The sequence below is a fragment of the Mycobacterium sp. 1482292.6 genome, from assembly GCF_001672995.1.
GTDB lineage: Bacteria > Actinomycetota > Actinomycetes > Mycobacteriales > Mycobacteriaceae > Mycobacterium > Mycobacterium europaeum_A.
Window position 1 is genome coordinate 1 of sequence record NZ_LZKV01000157.1, and the last position, 23,305, is coordinate 23,305.

Annotated in this window: 14 protein-coding genes; 3 read left to right on the plus strand and 11 right to left on the minus strand. The window is 69.3% G+C overall.

All coding sequences use genetic code 11. The features are described from left to right. Together dnaJ and hrcA are read right to left on the minus strand one after the other, a co-directional pair. Window positions 1-942: molecular chaperone DnaJ (gene dnaJ, locus A5624_RS15555; RefSeq protein WP_066867764.1), on the minus strand; the 942-nt coding region annotated here is incomplete at its 3' end. A 57-nt stretch (window positions 943-999) separates the two neighbouring features. Next, window positions 1,000-2,031 carry a heat-inducible transcriptional repressor HrcA gene (hrcA, locus tag A5624_RS15560; protein ID WP_066867767.1) on the minus strand — a complete coding sequence of 344 codons (1,032 nt, stop codon included), beginning with the start codon at window positions 2,029-2,031 and terminating at the stop codon, window positions 1,000-1,002. Between the two features lie 214 nt (window positions 2,032-2,245). Here hrcA and A5624_RS15565 point away from each other — a divergent pair, with 214 nt between their 5' ends. The 3 genes from A5624_RS15565 (at window position 2,246) to A5624_RS15575 (ending at window position 4,124) form a co-directional block, all read left to right on the plus strand. Further along, a complete protein-coding gene (locus tag A5624_RS15565) occupies window positions 2,246-2,560 on the plus strand; it encodes a type II toxin-antitoxin system VapB family antitoxin (protein ID WP_066867769.1) in 315 nt (104 codons plus the stop codon). A gap of 83 nt (window positions 2,561-2,643) precedes the next feature. Then, window positions 2,644-3,240, plus strand: coding sequence for a carboxymuconolactone decarboxylase family protein (locus A5624_RS15570; RefSeq protein ID WP_066867772.1), 597 nt, complete (start codon window positions 2,644-2,646; stop codon window positions 3,238-3,240). Next, the gene (locus A5624_RS15575) at window positions 3,237-4,124 is read left to right on the plus strand and encodes a sigma-70 family RNA polymerase sigma factor (RefSeq protein WP_066867774.1); all 888 of its coding nucleotides are present in this window, start codon (window positions 3,237-3,239) and stop codon (window positions 4,122-4,124) included. Before A5624_RS15570 ends, A5624_RS15575 begins: the two co-directional genes overlap by 4 nt. Here the strand turns inward: A5624_RS15575 and A5624_RS15580 are convergent. From A5624_RS15580 to A5624_RS15620, 9 genes are all read right to left on the minus strand, one after another. Continuing rightward, on the minus strand, window positions 4,118-4,639 hold the full coding sequence (locus A5624_RS15580) for a hypothetical protein (RefSeq protein ID WP_066867777.1): 522 nt from the start codon (window positions 4,637-4,639) through the stop codon (window positions 4,118-4,120). The genes A5624_RS15575 and A5624_RS15580 overlap by 7 nt on opposite strands. Before the next feature lie 261 nt (window positions 4,640-4,900). Continuing rightward, on the minus strand, window positions 4,901-5,437 hold the full coding sequence (locus tag A5624_RS15585) for a hypothetical protein (protein ID WP_066867780.1): 537 nt from the start codon (window positions 5,435-5,437) through the stop codon (window positions 4,901-4,903). Window positions 5,438-5,656: 219 nt separating this feature from the next. Then, a complete protein-coding gene (locus A5624_RS15590) occupies window positions 5,657-5,872 on the minus strand; it encodes an MbtH family protein (protein ID WP_066867782.1) in 216 nt (71 codons plus the stop codon). Further along, window positions 5,853-7,139, minus strand: a complete 1,287-nt coding sequence (gene mbtG / locus A5624_RS15595; RefSeq protein ID WP_066867785.1) for an NADPH-dependent L-lysine N(6)-monooxygenase MbtG — start codon at window positions 7,137-7,139, stop codon at window positions 5,853-5,855. The genes A5624_RS15590 and mbtG overlap by 20 nt, the downstream gene beginning before the upstream one ends. Further along, window positions 7,136-11,575 carry a non-ribosomal peptide synthetase gene (locus A5624_RS15600; RefSeq protein ID WP_082990581.1) on the minus strand — a complete coding sequence of 1,480 codons (4,440 nt, stop codon included), beginning with the start codon at window positions 11,573-11,575 and terminating at the stop codon, window positions 7,136-7,138. The genes mbtG and A5624_RS15600 overlap by 4 nt, the downstream gene beginning before the upstream one ends. Further along, the gene (locus A5624_RS15605) at window positions 11,572-18,153 is read right to left on the minus strand and encodes a non-ribosomal peptide synthetase (RefSeq protein WP_066867788.1); all 6,582 of its coding nucleotides are present in this window, start codon (window positions 18,151-18,153) and stop codon (window positions 11,572-11,574) included. Before A5624_RS15605 ends, A5624_RS15600 begins: the two co-directional genes overlap by 4 nt. A gap of 1 nt (window position 18,154) precedes the next feature. After that, complete coding sequence (gene mbtD, locus A5624_RS15610; RefSeq protein ID WP_066867876.1) at window positions 18,155-21,202, minus strand: mycobactin polyketide synthase MbtD; 3,048 nt, start codon at window positions 21,200-21,202, stop codon at window positions 18,155-18,157. Beyond that, on the minus strand, window positions 21,202-22,533 hold the full coding sequence (locus A5624_RS15615; protein ID WP_066867873.1) for a polyketide synthase: 1,332 nt from the start codon (window positions 22,531-22,533) through the stop codon (window positions 21,202-21,204). The genes mbtD and A5624_RS15615 overlap by 1 nt, the downstream gene beginning before the upstream one ends. Before the next feature lie 5 nt (window positions 22,534-22,538). Beyond that, the gene (locus A5624_RS15620; protein ID WP_066867791.1) at window positions 22,539-23,300 is read right to left on the minus strand and encodes a thioesterase II family protein; all 762 of its coding nucleotides are present in this window, start codon (window positions 23,298-23,300) and stop codon (window positions 22,539-22,541) included. Window positions 23,301-23,305 lie beyond the last annotated feature (5 nt).

Sequence of the window (23,305 nt, forward strand, 5' to 3'; positions counted from 1 at the left end):
GCCGCGCAGGGTGATGACCGACGCCGGTTGGGTGCCGGGCGGGATGGTGATTTCGCTGACGCCGTCCAAGATGGCGTCGACGGTGACGGTGGCGCCCAGCGCCGCGTCGACCATCGGCACCGAAACCGTGCAGTGCAGATCGTCGCCTTCGCGGACGAAGACGTCGTGGGGCTGTTCGTGGACCTCGACGTAGAGGTCGCCGGCCGGGCCGCCGCCGGGCCCGACCTCACCCTGCGCGGCGAGCCGCACGCGCATGCCGTCGCCGACACCCGCGGGGATCTTGACGCTGATCTCGCGGCGGGCCCGCACCCGGCCGTCGCCCATGCATTGATGGCACGGGTCGGGGATGACGACGCCGACGCCCCGGCAGGTCGGGCAGGGCCGGGACGTCATCACCTGGCCCAGCAGCGAGCGCTGCACGGTCTGCACCTCACCGCGACCGCCGCAGGTGTCGCACGGGACCGGCGCGGAGTCGCCGTTGGTGCCCTTGCCTTGGCATCGATCGCAGAGCACCGCGGTGTCGACGGTGACCTGCTTGGTCACGCCGGTCGCGCACTCTTCGAGGTCGAGGCGCATGCGCAGCAGCGAGTCCGAGCCCGGCCGTACCCGCCCGATCGGGCCGCGGGAGGTCGCGCCGCCGCTGAAGCCGCCACCGAAGAAGGCCTCGAACACGTCGCCCAGGCCACCGAATCCGGCGCCGAAACCACCGCCCGCCGCGGCCGCGTTCTCCATCGGATCGCCGCCGAGGTCGACGATCCGCCGCTTCTCGGGGTCGCTCAGCACCTCGTAGGCGACGCTGATCTCCTTGAATTTCGCCTGCGCGGCCTCATCGGGGTTGACGTCCGGATGCAGTTCGCGCGCCAGCTTGCGGTACGCGCGCTTGATCTCCGCGTCGCTGGCGTTTCTGCTCACGCCGAGCAGCCCGTAGTAATCGCGTGCCACGCTTGACTCTCCTATACCTGGTCTTTCCCCGCGCCTACCCACCCTGCGGGTGCGCGTTCATCGAGCACCCAGGACTTCGCCGATATACATGGCAACCGCAGCAACGCTGGCGATAGTTCCCGGATAGTCCATCCGGGTGGGCCCCAGCACACCCATTCCCCCGTAAACGGTGTCGGAAGTGCCGTAGGCGGTGGTCACCACGGAGGTGCCCAATATCTGCTCGGCGGCCGTCTCGTGGCCGATGCGCACCGTCACCTTACCGGCTTCCTGCTGGGCGGCCAGCAACCGCAACACCACCACCTGCTCCTCCAGCGCCTCCAGGATGGAGCGCAACGAGCCGCCGAAATCGGCCGCGTTACGGGTCAGGTTGGCGGTACCGCCCAACAACAGGCGCTCTTCGGTGTGTTCGACGAGGGATTCCAGCAACACCGTCGCCGACCGGCCGACGGCGTCACCCAGGCCGTCCGGGCTGCGCAGCTGTCCGGCGAGGTCGGCCACCGCGACCGAGGCGGCCGACAGCTTCTTTCCCACCAGCGCCTGGCCAAGCATCTCGCGCAGCTGGGCCAGTTCGTGCTCGTCGATGACGTCACCGAGTTCGACGACCCGCTGGTCGACCCGGCCGGAGTCGGTGATGACAACCATCAGGAGCCGGGCCGGGGTCAGGGCGATCACCTCGAGGTGGCGCACCGTGGACGACGACGCCGTGGGGTACTGCACGACGGCGACCTGCCGGGTCAGTTGCGCCAGCAGCCGCACCGCCCGGCGCAGGACGTCATCGAGGTCGACCCCGGACTCGAGGAAGCTCTGGATCGCGCGCCGTTCGGCCGACGACAGGGGCTTGACGTCGTCGAGCCGGTCGACGAATTCGCGGTAGCCCTTCTCGGTGGGCACCCGTCCGGAACTGGTGTGCGGCTGGGTGATGTAGCCCTCGGCCTCCAGCACCGCCATGTCGTTGCGGACGGTGGCGGACGAGACGCCGAGGTTATGTCGCTCCACCAACGCCTTGGAACCGATCGGTTCTTTGGTCGCGACGAAGTCGGCCACGATGGCGCGCAGCACCTCGAACCGACGGTCATCGGCACTTCCCACCGGCCGCCACCTCCTTCGATACCGCCTTGACCGGATTCATTTTACGGGCCCGGGCGGCGTCGACCTCACCGGTGAAGCGCGAGCAGACGCAAAAGCACGCTGCCCGTCCGCGTTCGGGTGCTTTTGTGTCTGCTCGCCGGAACAACCGGCGTCCCGCTAGCCTTTCCAGAATGAACCGGTCGGGCCAGAGCAACGATTCGGGAAGGGTCGGCCGATGATCTTCAAGGGCGTGCGCGACGGCAAGCCGTATCCCGAGCACAACCTCTCGTATCGGGATTGGTCGCAGATTCCGCCGCAGCAGATCCGGCTCGACGAATTGGTCACCACCACAACGGTGCTCGCCCTGGACCGCCTGCTCTCCGAGGACTCCACCTTCTACGGCGATCTCTTCCCGCACGCGGTGCGGTGGAAGGGCATCACCTATCTCGAGGACGGCCTGCATCGCGCGGTGCGCGCCGCGCTGCGGAACCGCACCGTGCTGCACGCGCGGGTATACGACATGGATATGTCGCTGCACCCACCGAGGTGATTCGAGTGGTCACGTTCGGGCCTCACCGCGTGTCGACCTGGTAAGGACGTTGGTTTCCGCCACAACTTGCCAGGAGGACCGCCATGGCACGGCTGCAAGGAGTCTCCGACCGCGACGCCGGACTCGGCGCCAAGATCGCCTTCTTTTTCACGAGGCGCAAGCTCGCACGGATGACCGGGCTGGAAACCGCGGGGATGCTGGAACCGCTGCGGATGTACGCGCACATCCCGCGACTGCTCAACGCCTACGGCAGGTTGGAGCAGGCCGAGTCGAAACTCGACGTCCTCACCCCGCGCCAGCGGGCGCTGGCCGAGTTGAAAGCGGCGACGACGGTGCGCTGCGAGTACTGCATCGACCTCGGCTCCCAGATCGCCCGGCGCTGGGGCATCACCGACGAGGAGCTGCTGGCCCTGGCCAACTACCAGAGTGCGCCGTGCTTCTCCGACGTCGACAAGCTGATCGTGCAGTACGCCACCGCGATCAGCCGTACCCCCGTCGAGGTGACCGACGAGCTCTTCGATGCGCTGCGCGCGCACTTCGATACCGCCCAGCTGGTCGGCTTGACCCACGTCATCACGCTGGGCAACCTGCGCGCCCGCTTCAACATCGCGCTCGACATCGGGTCGTCGGGCTTCTCCGGTGACCGGGTGTGCGCCCTGCCCGAGACCGACCGCCGATGACGGCGGATGCGTCCCTGGCGGCACGCTTCGAGGCGGCCCGGCCCCAGCTGGGCGCCGTCGCTTACCGCATGCTGGGCTCGATCGACGACGCCCAGGACGCGGTGCAGGAGGCCTGGTTGCGCCTGAGCCGCACCGCCGGCGTGGACGGCGTCGTCAATCTCGACGCCTGGCTGACCACGGTGGTGGCGCGCATCTGCCTGAACATGTTGCGCGACCGCCGAACCCGGGGCCGCGACGAACATCTCGGCCGCCTGCCCGATCCGATCGTGGAGGCGGACGGCGAATCCGACCCCGAGCACCGCGCGATGCTGGCCGACGCGGTGGGGCTGGCGCTGTTCGTGGTGCTGGATACGTTGCCGCCGGCCGAGCGGCTGGCGTTCGTGCTGCACGACGTCTTCAGGGTGCCGTTCGAGCAGATCGCGGCCATCGTCGAGCGGACGCCGGAGGCAGCCCGCAAGCTGGCCAGCCGGGCGCGGCGCCGGATCGAGCAGGCCGATCCGTCGCCCGAGGGCACGGTGGCCGCGCAACGCGAGGTGGTCGACGCGTTCTTCGCGGCGGGGCGCAGCGGCGACTTCGACCGCCTGGTTTCGGTGCTCGATCCCGACGTGGTGTTGCGTGGTGACTTCGGTGCCCGCACCGCCGTCTTCCGCGCCGAGGGCGCGCAGCAGGTGGCCGGGCTGGCCCGCGGTTACGCCGGGCCGGAGCGCGAGGTCCGTTCGGCGACCGTGAACGGCGCCGCGGGCGCGGTGATCTTCGTCGCCGGCCGCGCGGCGTCCGTCATGGCCTTCGTGGTGCGCGGCGGCCGGATCCGCGCGATCGACGTGCTCGCGGATCCGGCCCGCATCGCCAGGTTGGACCTGAGCGCATTACGCGCGGGTCACTGACCGGCGGCCTGCAACAACTCCATCGCCGACGACCGCGACAGCACCCAGCCGCCCTGGTTGACGAACGTGACGTTCTGCGTGACCGGCGACGTCAGCTTCGGGCCGGAGACCGCAACGTCGGCCGTGGCCGAACCGGCCGCGGCCGGCTGGATGTTCGTGACGTCGAACGACAGCGGCAGGTCGCCGTTCTTCGCCGCCTTCTGCAGCTTCTTGTCGGCGACGTGCGCTTCGATCCCGCTGATGCCGCCCTGCACCAGATTGCTCTTGTTGGCGAACGGGACACTCGGGTCGGCGAGGCTGGTGAGCACGCCGGTCAGCTGATCGGGAGTCGGCAGGTTGGCGCCCGCGACGGGCTGCGCCGGTGGCGGGTCCTGCGGAAGCGGCGCGCCGACAGTGGCGAGCCGCACCCCGGCGGCCAGCGCACTCGGGGTTGCGGTGGAGGCGACGCCGGCGGCAACGCCCCCGACGATGGCCAGGGCTGCCACCCCGGTGGCGATGGTTTTGACGATCTTCATGGTTCCCCCTTCGGTGGGCACGAATGTCGACGCAGGGTTGGCGATCCGCAACGCCGGTTCGTGGCGGTGTGGACGGTGTCAGCGTGCCCGTTGCGTTTGTTATTTCGTGTCTCGGCACCGATACGTTACGGCCATCCGATGTGCGGGCAACAGGAGAAGACTGTGCGCCGGCTGTGCGGGGGCGTCCGCCGTGGGCCCGATATGCCAAACCCCATGCGCCTGCGTTGCGGGGCGCATGGGGTTCGGCGATGTCGTCGGATCTTAGTTCGTCGCGGTCGCCGCCTGGATCAGCGCGATCGCCGCGTCGTGCTGCAAGACCCAGTTGCCGCCCTGGTTGACGAACACCAGGTGCTTGTTGACCGGCCCGGCGAACTTCGGGCCGGTGATGCCGACGTCGGCCTGGGCCAGGTTCGGCCCCGCCGGCGCGATGTTCGTCACGTTGAACTGCTCGGGGAAGTTCCCGTTGCGGTAGGCCTTCCGCAGGTCGTGGTCGGCCACCATGCCCTCGTTTTGAGGGATGCCGTTTTCGACGAGGTTGTTCTTGTCCCGGTAGTTGACGCCGGGGTCGGTTACTTGGGTGCACAGGTTGGCCAGCTGGTCAGCCGTCGGCAGCTGCCCCGGCGCGCCCGGCGGCGGGGGCGGAGGCGGCGGCGGATCCTGCGGCAGTGGCGCGCCGACGGCCGCCAACTGCACATGATCCAGACCCATCGGTGCTGCAATGGAAGCCACGCCGGCGGCGGCGCCGCCAATGGCGGTCAGGGCCGCCACGCCCGTGGCAATGGACTTCACGGATTTCACAGGTCCCCCTTCGATGCACATGGACCGTGGCGGAATCCTGCGGATGGCCGCACACGGTCACACGTCTCCATGGTTGAAGATGGTGTAAGTGTGCCCTGTGACTTGGGAATTTGTGTCTCGGGTCGGTCACGTTACGACGACGCTACGGTCGCGACGTGTGAAAACACGCTAAATGGCCTGTGCCGCAAGTGGGTTTTGGCGCTGCAGGCACGCGGCCAATTACTCCGCGGCGAGCGCCTCGATCAAGCTCTTGGGCCGGATGTCCGACCAGTTCTGTTCGACGTACTGCAGGCAATCCGCGCGGCTTGCTGCCCCGAACGCCACCCGCCAGCCGGCCGGTGTGTCGGCGAAGGTCGGCCACAGGCTGTGCTGGTCCTCGTCGTTGACCAGAACCACGAATGTCGCGTTCTCGTCATCAAAGGGGTTGGCGCTCATCGTGTCTCCTTCTCACGGGATACTTGGACGGGCTGACGGTGGATCCCAACACCCGATCGGACAGCAGGCCAAGGCAGCTCAGGTTGGGAAACCCGGGCCCCTGGGTGAGCCCGGACAGGTTCGGCAGGAACAACTTGGGTGTCACGTCGGTGACGGCCAGGTCATAACCTATCGCCTCCTGCAGTCGCTCCGAGGTCAGGGGCCCACCAAGGCCGAGTTCCAGCAGATCAAGCGCGTCCTGGCTGAATAACGGTGCGAACCAAAGCGAGTCGGCGCCGGAGCCGTCGATGACGAGATCGAACCCGTGTACCGTTTCGAAGTTCTCACTGCCGCGGTTGGTGGACAGCGTCAACCGGATCTGCCCCTCCTTGCCGACCGCGTGGGCGACGCGGCCACGCAGGTGGTGGATGCGATCGTCGGCCAGCAACGCCTCCTGCACGTTGGACGAGAACACCCCACGGTCGGTGCGGGCCAACGCGTCGCGGCGTTCGGCCAGGGTCAGGGCCGGCCAGTTGGTGGGATCGGAGAACAGCGAGTTCTCGAAGAATCCCTCGCCGCGGGTGAACAACGTGGCCTGCGGGGAGATCACGGTGATGCTCGAAACCCGGTGGCGGAACAACTCATAAAGCATCGCCGCGGCCGTCTCGCCACCGCCGATCACCGCCACCCGCTCCGCATTGATCCGGTCGTGATTGGCGGCGCGGTCCCAGAACTGGGCAATCGACAGCATGCGCGGATTGCCGGGCAGCAAGGACTTTTCGGCCTGGCCGGGGCCGGTGATCATCAGGGCATCGGCGTGCACAGTGGTTTCGTGCGTGTGCAGCGCCCAGCGGTCGCCGGTGATCGCCAGTCGTTCGACGTCACCGTGCACCACATTCATGCCCACGTGGTCGGCGACCCAACTCAGGTACTGACTCCACCGGCGATGCGTCGGTGCCGGCCTGCCACGATCGATCCACTCGGCGAACGATGCCGTGGCGATCAGATAGGACTGCCAGCTGTAGCGGGTCATCCGCTCGTCGAGTTCGGCGTTGCGGCGCGGCACCAGCGCCGAGCGGTAGGGAAACCCGACGTCCTTTTCCGGGCTGGTACCGAGCCGGTGCGCGCCGTCGGTCCATCCGCCGCTGGCCTGCCAGTTCGCCGCGACACCGATCCGCTCCACGGCCACCACGTCGGGAACCTCGACGCCCATCTCGCGCAACGCGAAGGCCTTGGCCGCGACGGCCACCGCCTTGGCGCCGGCCCCCACGATCGCCAGTGTGCTCATTTCACCATCTCCCGCAGTGATTCGATCCAAAGCTCTTGCAGCGCAGCAATATCGGAGCCATCGAGAATGTCGGGCAGCGCGCGCCACTGCGCGGCCAGCACCCGCTCCCCGTCAAAGGTCAGCACCATCGCCGCGATGGTGAGCTCATGACGCACGGCCAGCTCCGGCTCCGGCACCGGCGACGCGCCGGCGAGCAGCTCGCGTTCGAGCCGCAGCCCCGTGCCGCCGTCGGCGTGGGCGGCGCCGAGGTAATTCAGCAGCAGTTGCGGGGGCCGGAAGCCGGCGAGCCGCTCGGCGGTGTCGGCCCGCAGGTAGCGCAGCAACCCGTAGTCGAGTCCGTCGCCGGGGATGGAAGCCAGCTGCTCCCCCACCCTGCGCGGGTCGGTCGAGTCCAGCCGCACCGGGTAGATGGAGCTGAGCAGCCCGACGGTGTCGCTGGTGTCGATGGTGTGTGCGCCCGGGCCGTCAACCAAACCGTCTGCGCGGCCGTGTGTTTCGAGCGCCAGCAGCGGTGGCGGGGTGGGCTGGCCGCGCAGCTCGCGCCAGCGGGTCACCGTCGCCGCGGTGGCGGTGACCAGCAGCGTGGGCAACGGCAGACCCGAATCCAGCAGCCGGCGGGTGACGTCGGCGTCGGTGACGGCGTTGCGGACGATCAGATCGCGGGCCCGATCGCTGCTCGGATCCAGCCGCCGGGCACCGAGGTCGGGATCGTCGCCGTCGAGCTGGGACGCCCAGAATTGCGCCGTGTCCAGCCGCCGCGCCCGCGCGGTGAGCGCGTCGGCCCAGCGGCGATAGCTGGTGTGTTCGCGAACGGGCGCCGGCGAGTGACCGGTGGCCGCGGCCGCCAGCGCGGCGCCGAGTTCACCGAGGATCACTCGCCACGACGCGGGGTCCAGCGCGACGACGTGCGCGGCCAGCAGCAGAACGCTTTCCCCGGCGGGCGGTCGAAGCCACACCGCGGACAGCAGCGTTCCGCGTTCGGGGTCCAGGCGCTCGACGGCCTCGGCGACGTAGGCCGGTACCGCCGCGGCCAGATCGCCGACCACCTCAACCTCGTTGAGTGCGTTGCGAATATCGGCGTCGGGGTTGGGTACCAGGGTCATGGTGGGGCGGTCCACCCGGGTGCGCAGCACCTCGTGGCCCTCGATGATGCCGGCCAGGGCCGCTTCCAGCTGTTCGCGGCGCAGCGTCTCGGGCAACCGGATGGCTTCGGTCTGGGCGAGCCTGCGCGGGTCGCCGTGTTCGTAGAGCCATCGGCCGTTGGGCAGCAACGGCATCGGTCCGGTACGGGTGTCCGCTTGCTGGGTGGCGGCCGTGGTCTCCGAGTCGATCGCTTCGGCCAGTTCGCGGACGTTGCCGCACTCGAGGATGAGCCTGGCGCGCAACGCAATTCCGCGGGCCCGGGCCGCTTGCACCACCGACAACGCCATGATGCTGTCCAGGCCAAGCTGCAAAAAGTCGGCGGTGACGTCGATGCGCGATTGGCCGAGCAGCTCGGCGAGCAGCTCGGCCAGCGCGGATTCCGTGGGCGTCTCGGGCGACGCCGCGCCGGCTTCGGATTCGTCGGCGTCGAATGCGGCCAATGCCGTTTCGTCGAGTTTTCCGTTGGGGGTCAACGGAATCTCGTCGACCACGATGATGCGCTGTGGAACCATGTAGCGCGGCAGCCGGTTGCTGAGCATGCTCCGCAACTCGGCGGCCGTGAACCCTTCGGTGGCCGGGTCGATCGCGACGTATGCGGTGAGCCGCGCAACGCCTCGGCGTTGCCGTACCAGCACCCCGGCGTGCCGCACGGCCGGATGTGATTCGAGGGCGGCCGCGATCTCGCCGGGTTCGACGCGGTGGCCGCGAATCTTCACCTGGGCGTCGGCTCGTCCCACGTATTGCAGTGAGCCGTCGGGCAATCGGCGCACCAAATCGCCGGTGCGATACATCCGTTCTGCCGCCGCGAACGGGTCGGCGACAAAGCGTGCCGCGGTCTCCGGGGCGCGGCCCAGATAGCCGCGGGCCAGCTGGGCACCGCCCAGATACAGTTCGCCCGTCGCCCCGCAGGGCACCGGGCGCAACGCGGAATCCAGTACGTAGCCGCGGGTGTGCCGGGTCGGGCGTCCGATCGAGGGCTCGTCGTACTCGGCGATGGTGGCGACCACCGCCTCGACCGTGGTTTCGGTGGGCCCGTAGCAGTTGTGCGCCATCATCGAGGTGGTGTCGCAGGTGTTGCGGATCCGCGCCCAGGCCGCGCTGCCCACCGCCTCGCCGCCCAGCGCCAGCACGGTCAGCGGCGCCTCGGTGAGCAAACCGAACGCCTGCAGCTGGGCAAACATCGACGGGGTGGTGTCGATCATGTCGATGCCCTGCGCGGCGATCAGCGCGACCAGCGCCTCGGCATCGGTCTGGGTCTGCTCGTCGACGACATGCACGCCGTGCCCGTCGAGCAGACCGACCAGCGGCTGCCAGGCGGCGTCGAAGGCGAACGACCATGCGTGGGCGATGCGCAGGGGCCGGCCCAGTGTGGCTGCCGCGGGCCGCAATACGCGGTCCAGATGATCGTCGGCGTAGGCGCCCACCGCGCCGTGAGTTCCGATGACGCCCTTGGGTTCTCCCGTCGTGCCGGAGGTGAACACGACGTAGGCGGCCTGCGCGGGTGGAACGTCGACGGCGTCGAAGTCATCGTCGTGCGGTTCGCCGGCCTCGAGCAGCTTTTCGGTCAGCTCGTCGTCCAAGACGATCGACGCGCCCGATTGGCGCAGGATCGAGTCGATCCGTTCGGGGGGCATGCCGGGCTCCGTCGGCACGCACATGCCTCCGGCTTTGAGCACGGCCAATAGCGCGATGATGTAGTGCGGCCCTCGCGAAAGTTTGAGAGCCACGGGTGTTTCGGACTTGACGCCCTGTCGGGCGAGTCGCGCCGCAAGCCGGGTGGCGTGCCGGTTCAGCTCGCGGTAGCTCAGCGTCCCGCCCGCCCAGCTGATAGCCGGGTTGTCCGGCGTCCTGGCCACGACGTCGGCGAAGCGGGCGTGGATGCTCAACGGCGCCACCGGTTTCGGCGTTGCGGTCGCGCCCAGCGGGCCGTCCTCATCGTCGAGCAGGACGCTGACCTCGCGCAGGGCACGCTCCCAGCCCTGCAGCAGTCGCTCGGCGGTGGTCAGCACGCGGCGCCCGAAGGTGGCGGCGGGAACCGCCCCCAGCGCTCCGTCGATCGCTTCGATCAGCACCACCAGCTCGCCGCCTTCCATGTGGGCGGCGATGGCGATCGGGAAATGCGACAGGGTCTGCAGGGCGGACGGCCGGAATGTCGCTCCGCCGGCGGTCAATTCGCCGCCGGCGGTCAGGCCGTCCATCGGAAAGTTCTCGTAGACCAGCAGGGTGTCGAACATCTCCCCGACGCCGCCGAGGGCGCGAAGTTGGGCATGCCCGAGATAGCTGTGTTCGCGTAGCAGCGCGGCGGTGCGCTGCACGGCGCGGCACTGGTCGCCGGCGGAGGCGGACGGGTCGAGCCGGACCCGCAGCGGCACGGTATTGATGAACAAGCCGACCATGGTCTCGACGCCGGTCAGTTCGGGGGGACGGCCGGACACCGTGACCCCGAACACCACGTCGTGCGTATCGGTCAGCCGCGACAACACCAGCGCCCATGCCATTTGCATCAGGGTGTTGACGGTGACGCCCCGGGAGCGGGTGCCGTCGACCAGCCGCGCGGTGGTTTCGGCCGGCAGTCGCAGTCGGGTGGTGCGCGGCAGCCCCGGTTGCTGGCCCTCGCTCGTGTCCATGGATCCCAGGGCGGCGGCGAGCAGGGTGGGGCCCGGCAGGCCCGCCAGGTGTTCGCGCCAGACCCGTTGGCTGGCTTCCGGATCGCGGCTCGCCAGCCAGCCGATGTAGTCGCGGTAGGGCCGCGGGGCGGCGGGCAGCGCCGCCGGATCGCCGCCGGCCTGGTACAGCATCATCAACTCGTTGACGAACACCGGCAGCGACCAACCGTCGATCACGATGTGATGGGCGGTGAGTACCAAACGCCATTGCTCGCCGGGCAATTCGATCAGCAGGAAGCGGATGGCCGGCCCGTGCTCAAGATCGAACGGTCGCCGCCGCTCGCCGGTTTCCAGCGCCGCTACGTCCCCCGGCGCGGCGGCGACGAGCCGCCAGGGCAGCTCGACGCGGGACGGCACGATCTGCACCGGTCGCGGGATCCCCCGGCTGAAGAAGCTGGCCCGCAGATTCGGGTGGCGCACCAACATCTGCTCCGCGCAGTCGCGCAGCAGTGCGACGTCGAGTGCGCCGGAGATGTCCGCGGCGATCCCGATCACGTACGGGTCGTCCGCCTCTTCGCCGTCGGCGAATTCGGCGAGCGTGGTCAGCGAATACAAGCCCTCTTGCAGCGGGCTCAGCGCCATGACGTCCTCGATGTCGGGCGCGACATCGGTTTTGGCGGCCGTCACGTCGTGCCTTGGCGTGACGACGACCAAAGCTGCGTCACCGCGGCCAGGTCCGAGGACGACAGCCCGGAGGTGCTCATCGGCTCGAAACGGGTATCGGCCGCCGGCTCTTGCTGCTCGATGCCGGATTCCGCGTCGCCCAGGGCATCCAGCGCGGCCGCCAGCTGCTGCACCGTCGGATTCTCGAAGATCATCCGCGGGCTCACGGCCAGGCCGGCGGCCCGCGCCCGCGAGGCGAGCTGCACGGACAGGATGCTGTCACCGCCGAGGGCGAAGAAGTCGTCGAAGCGCCCGACCTCGGGGGTGGACAGCAGTTCGGCGAAAACCTTGGCCAGCGCCCGTTCGGTGTCGGTGCGGGCGGGTTCGGTCTGACCGCCGGTGCTGACCGCCGGCCGCGGCAACCCGGGCCGGTTCAGCTTGCCCGATTCGGTTTTGGGCAGGGCGTCGAGCACGGTCAGCGACGACGGCAGCATGTACCCCGGCAGCGTCATGGCGATCGCGGCGCGCACCTCCCCCGCGAAAGCCGCCTTCTCGGCGTCATCCGAGATCGGCCGTTGCGGCACAACATATCCGGCCAGCGACGTGCCGCCGTGCACCTCCCAGGTGCGAGCCGCCGCGGCGGCGACACCATCGACGGCCGCCAGGGCCGACTCAACCTCGGCCAGCTCGACGCGGAAACCACGCACCTGCACCTGGTGGTCGGAACGCCCGACGAACTCCAGCTGCCCGTCCTCGGTCCACCGGGCCAGGTCGCCGCTGCGGTACAACCGCGAACCCGGCTCGACTCCATAGGGATTGGCGACAAAACGGGTGGCGGTCAGGCCGGGGCGTTTCCAATATCCCCGAGCCAGCTGGTCACCGGAGTAGTACAGCTCGCCCACCACGCCGACGGGCACGGGACGCAGCCCCTCGTCGAGCAGATAGGCCTGCGCACCCGGGACGGGCCTTCCGACAAGCGGATTCGGTGGGGCCAACGGCCCGCGGGACACCGCACCGGACGTCTCGGTGGACCCGATGTTGTTCAACAGCTGGGTGCCGCCGTCACACTCGTCGGCGCACACCGACACCAGCCGCGCCAGCAGCGACGCGCTCACCGGTTCGCCGCCGCAGACCAGCCGAGACAGCGAGCGCACGGCGTCGGGCCGGCTGTCCACCAGGGCCGAGACCAGGCTGGGCACCGCGGTGACCTGAGCGACCGAGTACCGGTTCATCAGGTCCCCGAGGGCCTCCGGGTCGCGGTGTTCGGCGTCGTCGGCCAGGATCATGGTGGCGCCGGCCGCCAGGCCGGCCAGCATCTCCATGCCGCCTTCGAGGAAGGTGAGCGAGGCCTGCGCCAGGCGCACGTCGTCGGTGCGCGGCTTGTAATGCCGCAGCTGCCAGTCGAGCCGGGCGGCCATCGAACGATGCGTTCCCACCGCCCCTTTCGGCTTGCCGGTGGACCCGGAAGTGAACACCAGGTACATCGGGTCATCGGGGTGCGGCGGCCGCGCATTCCTCGCCTGCGGATCGACGTCGTCGCTGTTGACCAGGGTGCGCACCTGGGGATCGTCCAGCGAGATCAGCTCGACACCGGGCACCTGCGGCATGGTGTCCGTCGCTTCGACCGTCGCGACCACGACCGGCGGCGCGACGTCGTCGAGCATGAATTGCTTTCGCGCCAGCGGATAACCGGGATCGATGGGGAAGTACCCGGCGCCGGCCTTCATGATGGCCACCAGCGCCACCACCAGCTCGATGCTCCGCCGGGTCGACAATCCAACCAGCGTGCCCGGGCCCACGCCGCTTCTGATGAGCAGGGCGGCCAGATTGTCCGAACTACGGTGCAGCGCAGGGTAATCGATGCTGTCGCCGCCGCAGCGCACCGCGATCCGATCGGTTCCCCAGGCGCGGCTGGGTTCGAGCAATTCCGGGATGGTGCGCGGCCGGTCGTGCGGCGGTTGCTCGCCGCGGCTCCAGTCGCGCAGGATGCGGTCCTGCTCGCCGGCGCCGATCAGCTGGACGTCTCGCAAAGTCTGATCGAGGTCGTCGGCAAACTCGGTGAGCGCCCGGGTCAGCCATCCGGCCAACCGCTCGATGGTGGTCCTGGCGTAGAGCTCGGTGCGGTAGATGAGATTGCAGTTGTATCCGATGTCGCCGGAGCCGTCGGTGCCGAAGAAGTTGACGCTCAGATCCGCATGCGCCATGTCGAAGATGGGGTCGAGCGAGGTGCACACGGTGTCCTGCTCGCCGCTGCCGGCCGCCGCGGTCTCGATGACCCGGGTAGCGGACAGGTGATCCCGCACGTGCACCACCACCTGGAACAGCGGGTTGCGGGACAACGAGCGCACCGGGCTGACGCTGTCGACGACGCGGTCGAACGGCAGGTCCTGGTGGGCGTAGGCGGCCAGGGCGGTCTCCCGGGCCCGCTTGAGCAGTTCGCGCAACGTCGGGTTGCCGTCCATGTCGTTGCGCAGCACCAGGATGTTGACGAAGAATCCGATCAGCTGGTCCAACTCGGCTTCGGTACGACCCGCGACCGGGGTGCCCAACGGAATGTCGGTTCCGCCACCGGCTTTGTGTAACACCACGGCGACGGCCGTTTGCAGCAACATGAATTCGGTGATGCCCAGCTCGCGGCACAGCTCGCCGAGCTTGGCCCGCGTCGCCGCGTCGATGTGGAAGTCGACGGACTCGCCCGCACCGCTGGGCACGGGCTGGCGGGGGAAGTCCGGACGCAGCCCGGTGTCCTCCGGCAGACCGGCCAGTTGCCGGGTCCAGTACTCCCGCTGGTCGGCGGAGATCGCGGATTCCTGCCCGCCGGCGTCGCCCAGGAACGTGCGCTGCCACGCCGCGTAGTCGGCGTACTGCACCCGAAGCGGGGCCCAGGATGGCGCTTCTCCCCCGCGCCGGGCCCGGTAGGCCGTCATCACGTCGGAGAACAGCACGCCTGCCGACCAATGGTCGGACGCGATGTGGTGCACGACCAGCGACAGCACGTGTTCCGCGGTGTTCTCGGTGCGCAGCACCGCGACCCGGATCGGCAGTTCGGCGTCCAGCTCGAAGCAATGGCACCGTTCGATGTCGAGCTGCTGCTGCAGCCAGGCGTCGTCGGGCCCCTCCTCGCGGCGCACCGGGATTTCGACATTGGCCGGACCCACCACCTGGTAGGGCACACCGTCCAACTCGACGTAGCTGGTGCGCAGGATCTCGTGCCGGGCAACGACATCGCCGACGGCGGCGATCAGCGCATCGATGTCCCACGGCCCGGTCAGTTTCGCCGCGAAGGGAATGTTGTTGACCCGACTGGGCCCGTCCACGCGGTAGGCGAACCAGCTGCGCAGCTGGGACGCCGACAGCGGCATGGGCTCGTCGTGTGCGGTGGTGATCAGCCTGGGCCGCGACGGCGTCAGCTCGCCGGCACTCAGCTGGTCGATCCGCTCGGCCAACGCCCCGACCGTGGCGAGTTCGAAGACGTCGCGGATGCCGATCTCCACACCACACTCGGCGCGGATCGCGGTCACCAGTTTGGTGGCGACCAGCGAGTGGCCGCCCAGATCGAAGAACGAGTCGTCGACGCCCACCCGGTCGTGACCGAGCAGTCCCGAAAACAGTTGCGCGACGCGCTGTTCGGTGGGAGTCGTCGGGTCGCGGTATTCGGTGGCGGCCGCGATTTGCGGTTGCGGCAGCGCGGCGCGGTCGATCTTCTGATGCGCGGTGATCGGAATCTGGTCGAGCACCACATAGGCGGCCGGGGTCATGTAGTCCGGCAGCGCGGCGGCCACCCGGGCGCGGATGCGCTCGACGTCAACCGATTCCGTGCCGGCGCCCTGGGCCGGCGTCACGTATCCCACCAGGCTCTTGCCCAGCTGGGGCAGGTCCATGGCCAACACGACCGCCTGTCCGACGCTGGGGTCCACCGAGATCGCGGCCGCGATTTCGCCCAACTCGATGCGGAAGCCGCGGATCTTCACCTGCTCGTCGGCGCGGCCGACGAACTCGATGTCACCGTGGGCGTTGCGGCGGGCCAGGTCTCCGGAGCGGTACATCCGCCCGCCCGGCGTGAACGGGTCGGCGACGAAGCGCTCGGCCGTCAACTGGGGCCTGCGATGGTATCCGTGCGCGACATGCGTTCCGGCGATGTAGATCTCACCGATCACGCCGACGGGAACTGGCTGCAGGGCATTGTCGAGCAGATATACCTGAGTGTTGATCTTGGGTCGGCCGATCGGCACCACCCGGGTGCCCTGGGTGCCTTCCACCGGGTAGCTGGTGCAGTTCACCACGGTCTCGGTCGGCCCGTAGAAGTTGTACAGCGACGCGTCGAAGGTGGCGTGGAACTTGTCGGCGATCTCACCGGGCAGGGCCTCGCCGCCGATCGGCACGCGCCGCAGCGTCCGCCACTGGCTGACGCCTGGCAGGGACAGGAAGAGCCCCAGCAACGACGGCACGAAGTGCATGGAGGTGATGCCTTCGCGGGCCAAAAGATCGGTGAGATAGCCGATGTCGCGCAGCCCGTCAGGCCGCGGAATCACCAAGCGGGCCCCCATGATCAACGTGCCGAAGATCTCGCCCATCGACACGTCGAAGCTGGGCGAGGCGACCTGCAGCAGCCGGTCGGTGTCGTCGATGCGGTATTCGTCGCCGAACCAGACGAAGTACTCGGCGATGGGCGCGTGCGGCACCGGCACACCCTTGGGCAGCCCAGTGGAGCCCGAGGTGTAGATCAGGTAGGCGGTGTTTTGCGGGCTCAGCGGCCGGATCAACTTCGCCGGCGCGGTGCCCGGATAGCGCGCGGCGTCGGAAACCGGCTCGCGCAGCACCAGTTTGGCGTCCGCGTCGTCGAGAATGAAGCTCAGCCGGTCCTCCGGATAGGTGGGATCCACCGGCAGATAAACCCCGCCCGCCTTGAGCACCCCGAGCGCGGTGATGACCAATTCGGGCGACTTGTCCAGCAGCACCGCGACGCGGTCTTCGGTGCCGATCCCCTGCTCGATCAGCCAGTGCGCCAACCGGTTCGACTCTTCGTCGATCTCCCGGTAGGAGTAAGCACGCCCCTCGTAGACGACCGCAACGGCATCCGGCGTCAGACCCGCCCGGCGGCTGACCAGCTCGGGCAACGTGCTGGCCGGTGTGACGAACTCCTCGCCGGTCGACACCGCGCGCAGCCACTCGGCGTCTTCTGCGCCCATCAGCGCGCACGCCGACAGCTTCACGTCGGGGTCGGACAGCACGCCATCCAGCAGGGCGGCGTAGTGGCGCAGCAATTGCTCGACCAACTGCTGGTCCATCACCTCGACGAGGTATTCCGCCTCGATCACGCCACCGCCGGCGCCGTCGGGTGTCCGGTCCAGCTCGACCATCAGGCTCAACGGCAATTGGTTGAAATGGCCGCGCAATTCACCGCGTTCGCAACGCACGCCCGGCGGGCAGAAGCCGGCGCCATCGGGCTCCCGCTGCCCGAAGCTCACCCGGGTCATCCGGTCGGCGCCATGCCGGCGATCGGGATTCGACTCGCGGACCAGCCAATCCAGGTCGGCGCGCGAATGAGCGAAGGCGCCCACCGCGCCGTCACGGGTTTGGCTCAGCAGCTCACGGAACGTCTGGTGCGGCTGCGGGCGCAGCCGGATCACCACCGTGTTGCCGTGGTAGCCGATGACATCCTCGGTGCCCACGCCGCGGTTGAGCACCGGGGCGGCCACCAGGAAGTCGGTCGACTGGGTATAGCGGTGCACCAGGGCGGCGAAGGCCGCCATCAACACCATGTACGGGGTGGCACCCGTGTCGCGGGCCAACGCGGCGGCCCGGTCGACGGTGTCGGGCGACAATTGCGCGACCGCGCGCTGCGCGCGCCAGGTCGTGGGCACGACCGAACCGTTGGGCCCGGGAAGCTCGAGTGGCTCCGGCAGGTCGGCCATCAGCGGGCGCCAGTAGTCCAGATCCGCCTGACGAACGGCGGCCGCATCCCCCGAGATGCCTGGGCGGACCTGCGCATCGCCGAAGGCGTCGGGGTCGGTGTAGGCGCGAGTCAGATCCGCGAAGAACGGTGCCCACGAGCCGTCGTCCCAGGCGATGTGATGCGCGGTGATCAGCAGCATCAGCTCGTCGTCGGCCAGCCGCGCCACCGTGACCCGCAGCGGCGAATCCTTGCTCAGGTCGAATGGGCGGCGAAAGTCGCGCTGCGCCAACACGTCCAGCCGCAGCCGGCGCGCCTGGTCGGTCAACCCGGCCAGGTCGTGTTCGGCCCACTCGGGCCGCAGGTCCTCGCGAATCACCGGATGCGGATCGCCCTCGGCGTCGCTGGCATACGTCGTGTGCAGCACCGGGTGTCGCGCGGCGACGGCGTCGACCGCACGATGCAGCTGTGCGATGTCGACGGTGCCGGACAGGCGGTAGGAGACGCAGATGTTAAGCAGCGCGCTGTCAGGATCGACTGACTGCACGAACCACATCCGGTGCTGGCCGACCGACATGCGTGGCCCGTCGTCGGCCGACGCGGGCGCCGCGCCCGCCGTCCTGGCCAGGCCGCGTTCGGTCAGCTTGCGGCGCAGCAGTTCCAGGCGTTCGTCGTCGAGCCGGGTGCTGACGCCGGTGGTGTTAGTCACGCTAGGAGTCCAACCTTTCTAGCATCGCGAGCGTTGAGTGGTGCGCACCGTTGGCGGCGCCGGCGCGCTCGAATGACGGCTTCGCCGCGGGCGCGCCGGTCGGGTCGGCACGCAGCGCGTCGATCAGCTCGGTCACCGTGATGCCGCCGAGCATGCGGGACACCGGAACCGAGTTCCCCACCGTCCGGCGCAGCCGTTTGCGTAAATCGAGTGCGAGCAAGGAGTCCACACCCAGGTCGATCAGCGAGGCGCCCGGGTCGATCGACAACGAATCACCCAGGTGCAGCGTCGCCGCCAGTTCGGCCCGCACGATGTCGGCGAGCGGCTTCTCAGTCGAGGTGTCGGTTTCCTCGCCCTCGCCGGTGCGTGCATCGCTGAACGGCATTGGCATGCCCTGGCTTTCGAAGAAAACCTGAAGCCGCTCGAAGTCGGCGTCGAAGATCAGCGGATCGCCGTCGTAGCCGTACAGGCTGGCCTCGATCGCCCGCTGCGGGTCCATCGCCACCAGACCGGAACGCTCGGTGCGCGTGATCTCGGTGCCCACCACGACCCCGGCGCCCTGCCACAGGCCCCAGCGGATCGCCGTGCAGTCGCGGCCGGCGGCGCGCAACTGGGCGGCCAACACGTCGAGCATCCGGTTGGATGCCGCGTAGGCCGCGTGGTGGTGCCCGCCCCAGACCCCGAATACCGACGAGCAGGCCAGGATCCGGCAGTCCGGGCGCAGCGGCCACACGTCGGCCAGCAAGGCCAGTCCGCGGACTTTGGCCGCGCACACCGCCGCAACGTCAGCGCCGCTGAGATCCGATCGTGAAAGGGCCCGCGCGATGCCCGCGGTGTGGATCAGCAGTGACGCGCCCGAACCCGCATATTCGGCGGCGACGGCGGCCAGGGCGTCCCTATCGGTGATATCGCATTGGGGGGCGTGGACTTTGGCGTCATACTGGCCGACGAGCTCGCGCAGCACCGTCGGATCAACACCGTGGCGGCTCAGCAGGGTGACGGTCCGGGCGCCGCGTTCCAGGCAATACCGCGCGTACTGCAGGCCGATCGCTCCGCTGCCACCGGTGATCACCACGTCGTCCAAGGCGGCGGTATCGAGCGGGCGCGGGGTTGCCGATTGGCGGCACGCACGGAACGTGCGGACGTGGCGTCGCGGCGATCCGGCGCCGCGCACGGCGACCTCGGCCACCTCATCCAGCAGCACGTCGATGGCGAGCCGTGCCGTTGCGGGGTCGGGATCGCGGTGTTCGAGGTCCAGGTGCCCGAATGCCTGGTCCGGGAATTCGAAGCCGATGCTGCGATGCATCGCCGCCAGCGCCGCCTGTGCGGGAGACACATTGGCGTCACCGCGGTCGACGTGTTCGGCACCGGCGGTGAGCAACCAGACGGTCCGGCACCGGGGGCCGATGAGTGCGGGGTAGTCCGGTAGGCCCGCGTCGGGGCGGCCTGCGATCCGCTCGATTGCGGAGGCGGGGTCGAGCGGGTCGAGTCCCGGGGCGGCGATCACAAGAATTTCCGCCTCGTCCGGTGGCACCGCTCGGCAAGCACCATGCGCGGCAACGGTTTCGAGCAGCCGCTGCGTCAGGGTGCCCGCACCGACGAAGGCGATGTCGAGGCGGCTTGCGCCGGGTGTGACGGGCGCCGTGACCGGCTGCCAGTCCTCGACGGCCACGGTGAGCGCCGGCGCCGGCGCCGCTTCGGTCACCCGTTGCGGCGCCGCCCACAGGTGCACCGCACGCATCGGCGCGTTGGGGAAGCCGCGCAGCGCGGGCAGGTCGGCCGTCGGGATCGCGTCGGCCCACCGGCAGCCGGGGTCGGCGGCCGCGAGTGCGGTGATGCTCGCCGACAGCGAATCGGTGATGGACCGGTCGCGATGACCCGAGCCGACGATGACTGCGGACTCGTCGTCGACGATGTCGCCCAGCGGGTACAGCAAGGAGGGGTGCGCCGAGAGCTCAACGAACGCGTCGGCCCCACAACCGCGGGCATATTGCACGGCGAGGTCGAATCGTACGGTGCTGCAAAGGTTTTCATACCAATAGCCGGAGAAGTCGGTCGCCTCCCCCAGCTCGGTCCCCAGCGTGGATCCGATGAACCGCACCGGGGCATCCCGGAAGGTCGACTTCGGTGTCAGCTCGGCCAGGCTCGAACGCAACGGTCGGAGCGCACTGGTGTGTCCGGGATAGTCGACGGACAGTTGCTGGCTGAAGATGCCGCGCCGTTGGGCCAGTGCGACCGCGGCGGCCACCGCGTCATGATCACCGGCGACCACGGTCGACGACGGGCCGTTGACCGCCGAAACTTCCAACCAGCCCGGCGTTTCCGCGAGCAACGACTCCGCGACGTCCAGCCCGGTGCCCAGCACCGCCATTGCGTAGTGGCCGGTGAGCTGGTCGACCACGGTCGCGCGAGCAACCACCAAAGCGACCGCGTCGGGCAGCCCTATCGCCTCCGCCACATAGGCCGCCGCCACCTCACCGAGGCTGTGACCGATGGTGATGTCGGGCAGGACCCCGCGGGACCGCCATGCCTCGGCCAGGCTCACCGCGTGGGTGAACTGCGCGCCCTGGATCTCGGGGCGCGACCAGTTGCGCGGTTCGTCGCCCACCAGATATGGCAGCGGAGAAGCGAATCCGGCGGAAGCGAATGCTTGCGCGCATCGGTCGGCGGCCTCGCGGTAGGCCGGTAACCGTTGGTAGGCGCCGGCTCCCATCGCCTGCCATTGATTGCCCTGGCCGGGAAACACGAACGCGACCCGCGGCGGTGTCGTCCTCGCGGAGTACGAGACCAGCTCGTGCTCCTCGCCGTTGGCGATCGCGGACAGACCCGCGACGAGCTCGGTGCTGTCTGCCGCGCGCACCACCGCGCGGTGCCGTCGCAACCTCCGCAACCTCAGCAGGGTGGAAGCGACCGCGGCGGTCAGATCCGCCGAGTCCGGGACGCGGCCAAGGTAATCGGCGATCGCGGCGGCGTCGCGGCGGATCAGCTCTGGATCATGGGCGCTCAGCAGCACCGGGATACGCCCGTCCGGCAGGCCATGGGTGAGCATCATGCGACCTCGGGGACGGAGACGATCAGGTGCGCGTTGGTGCCGGCGATGCCGAACGCGGACGCCGCGGCGGTGCGCTGCCCGTCAACGGCCGGCCACGGTGTCAAGGTCTGGGCCAACCGGAGTCCTTGCTTGTCCCATTCGATTTCGGGACTGGCGTCGCCGGCGTGCAGGGTGGGTGGGACGGCGCCGTGCTCGGCGGAGACCAGCACCTTGGCCAGACCCAGCGCGCCGGCGGCGGCCAACGAGTGACCGACGTTGGATTTGACCGAACCCAGCAATGCTCCGGCGCCGGGCTCGGTGTCGCCGTAGGTCTGGGCCAGCGAGCGCAGCTCGGTTCGGTCGCCCAGGCGGGTCCCCGTGCCGTGCCCCTCGATCATCCCCACCTCGGCGGGCTTGATCCCGGCCTGGCTGATGGCCCGCTGGAACAGCCGGACCTGGGCCTCGCCGCTGGGCGCGCTCAGACCGGCGCTGCGCCCGTCCTGATTCATGGCGGTGGCCCGCACCTCGGCGACGATCCGCCGGCCGGCACGCAGGGCGGCCGATTTGCGTTGCAGCACAAACATCGCCGCGCCCTCGGCCCACACGGTCCCGCTGGCCTGCGCGCTGTAGGGGCGGCAGTATCCGTCGTCGGAGAGCGCGTGTTGCTTGGAGAACTCGACGAAAAAGCCCGGTGAGCCCAGCACGTTGACCCCGCCCGCGAGGGCCAGATCGCAGTCGTCGTTCTGTAGTGAACGCACCGCGACGTGGAAGGCCACCAGCGCCGACGCGCACGAGGAATCCAAGGTCAGCGCCGGCCCGGCCAATCCCAGCGTGTAGGCGATGCGACCCGAGATCACGCTGAGCGCGGTCCCGGCGAGCAGATGACCGCTGTGTTCGGAGAATTGGGCCATGTCGGGTCCGTACCCGGTGGCCGAGGCGCCGACGAAGCAGCCCACATCGTGACCGGCCAGCTCGTCGGGATTGATGCCGCTGTTCTCGCACGCCCGCCAGGCCACCCGAAGCGCCACCCGTTGCTGCGGATCCATCACGACGGCCTCGCGGGGCGAGATCCCGAAGAATTCCGGATCGAATGTGGTTGCCCCGGTGAGGAATCCGCCGCGGTCATGAATCTCTTTGAAGCCGCTGCGGCGCGAGCCGGCGAGCAGTTCTGGCACCGCCCAACCGCGGTCGGTGGGAAACGGGCCCAGCGCCTCACGGCCGTGGGCCAGCAGATCCCAGTAGGCCTCGGCGGTTTCGATGCCCCCGGGTGCCTCCACACCCATTCCCACGATCACGACCGGGTCGGCATACTCGGCGCCGCGGCCCGAGCCGAACCCCTCGTCAGACATTGACATCACCCGGCATTCACCTGCGCAGCGATCGCTTCGACGTGGTCGTAGACGTAGAAGTGCCCGCCGTCGTACAACGACAGGGCGAAGGATCCGGCGGTGTGCCTTTCCCACTGCCGCAGCACGCCGGTGGCGATGCGGTGGTCGTCATGGCCGCCCAGCACGTGAATGTCGGCGCCGATGCGGACGTCGGGGCTGGGGTCATAACCGTTGAAGGCCTGATAGTCGGCGCGCACCGCGGTGGTCAGCAGTTCGGAGAACTCTTCGTCGGCAAGCAGTTCGGGGTCGGTACCGCCCAGATCGGCGATATCGGCCAGCAGCCCGTCATCACTGGTCGGCAGTTCGGGCATGTCGGCGACGACGCACGGTGGCGGGCCGGCCGACACCCACAGCTTTTGCACGGCCGTGCCGTGCGTCTCGGCGACCCGGGCGAACTCGAAGGCGACGACGGCACCCATGCTGTGCCCGAACAACTTCAGCGGCGCGACGCTGGACCACGGTGCCGCTTGGAAGAGGCTGGCGGCCAGGTCGTGCACGCTGTCGTGGCCGGGCTCGCTGAGGCGGTCGGCGCGTTGCGGGTACTGCACGATGTAGGTGTCGCCGCCGGCGGCCAGCGCCGCCGCCAGCACCCGATAGCTTGCGGCGGCCGCGCCGGCGTGCGGAAACACCACGGTGGCTCCGGTGGACGACCCGTTGTTGCGGCCCGGGGTCAGTTTGATCCAGGACGGGAACGTGGCAGACACGGTGATCAGATTATTCAATGTCATTGCGC

Excerpts from the sequence above, each read along its gene's own strand:
- A5624_RS15620 (WP_066867791.1), bottom strand. The coding sequence starts at position 23,300 with ATGACATTGAATAATCTGATCACCGTGTCTGCCACGTTCCCGTCCTGG.
- A5624_RS15590 (WP_066867782.1), bottom strand. The coding sequence starts at position 5,872 with ATGAGCGCCAACCCCTTTGATGACGAGAACGCGACATTCGTGGTTCTG.
- A5624_RS15565 (WP_066867769.1), top strand. The coding sequence starts at position 2,246 with ATGATCTTCAAGGGCGTGCGCGACGGCAAGCCGTATCCCGAGCACAAC.
- A5624_RS15580 (WP_066867777.1), bottom strand. The coding sequence starts at position 4,639 with ATGAAGATCGTCAAAACCATCGCCACCGGGGTGGCAGCCCTGGCCATC.
- A5624_RS15570 (WP_066867772.1), top strand. The coding sequence starts at position 2,644 with ATGGCACGGCTGCAAGGAGTCTCCGACCGCGACGCCGGACTCGGCGCC.
- A5624_RS15575 (WP_066867774.1), top strand. The coding sequence starts at position 3,237 with ATGACGGCGGATGCGTCCCTGGCGGCACGCTTCGAGGCGGCCCGGCCC.
- mbtG (WP_066867785.1), bottom strand. The coding sequence starts at position 7,139 with ATGAGCACACTGGCGATCGTGGGGGCCGGCGCCAAGGCGGTGGCCGTC.
- mbtD (WP_066867876.1), bottom strand. The coding sequence starts at position 21,202 with ATGCTCACCCATGGCCTGCCGGACGGGCGTATCCCGGTGCTGCTGAGC.
- A5624_RS15615 (WP_066867873.1), bottom strand. The coding sequence starts at position 22,533 with ATGTCTGACGAGGGGTTCGGCTCGGGCCGCGGCGCCGAGTATGCCGAC.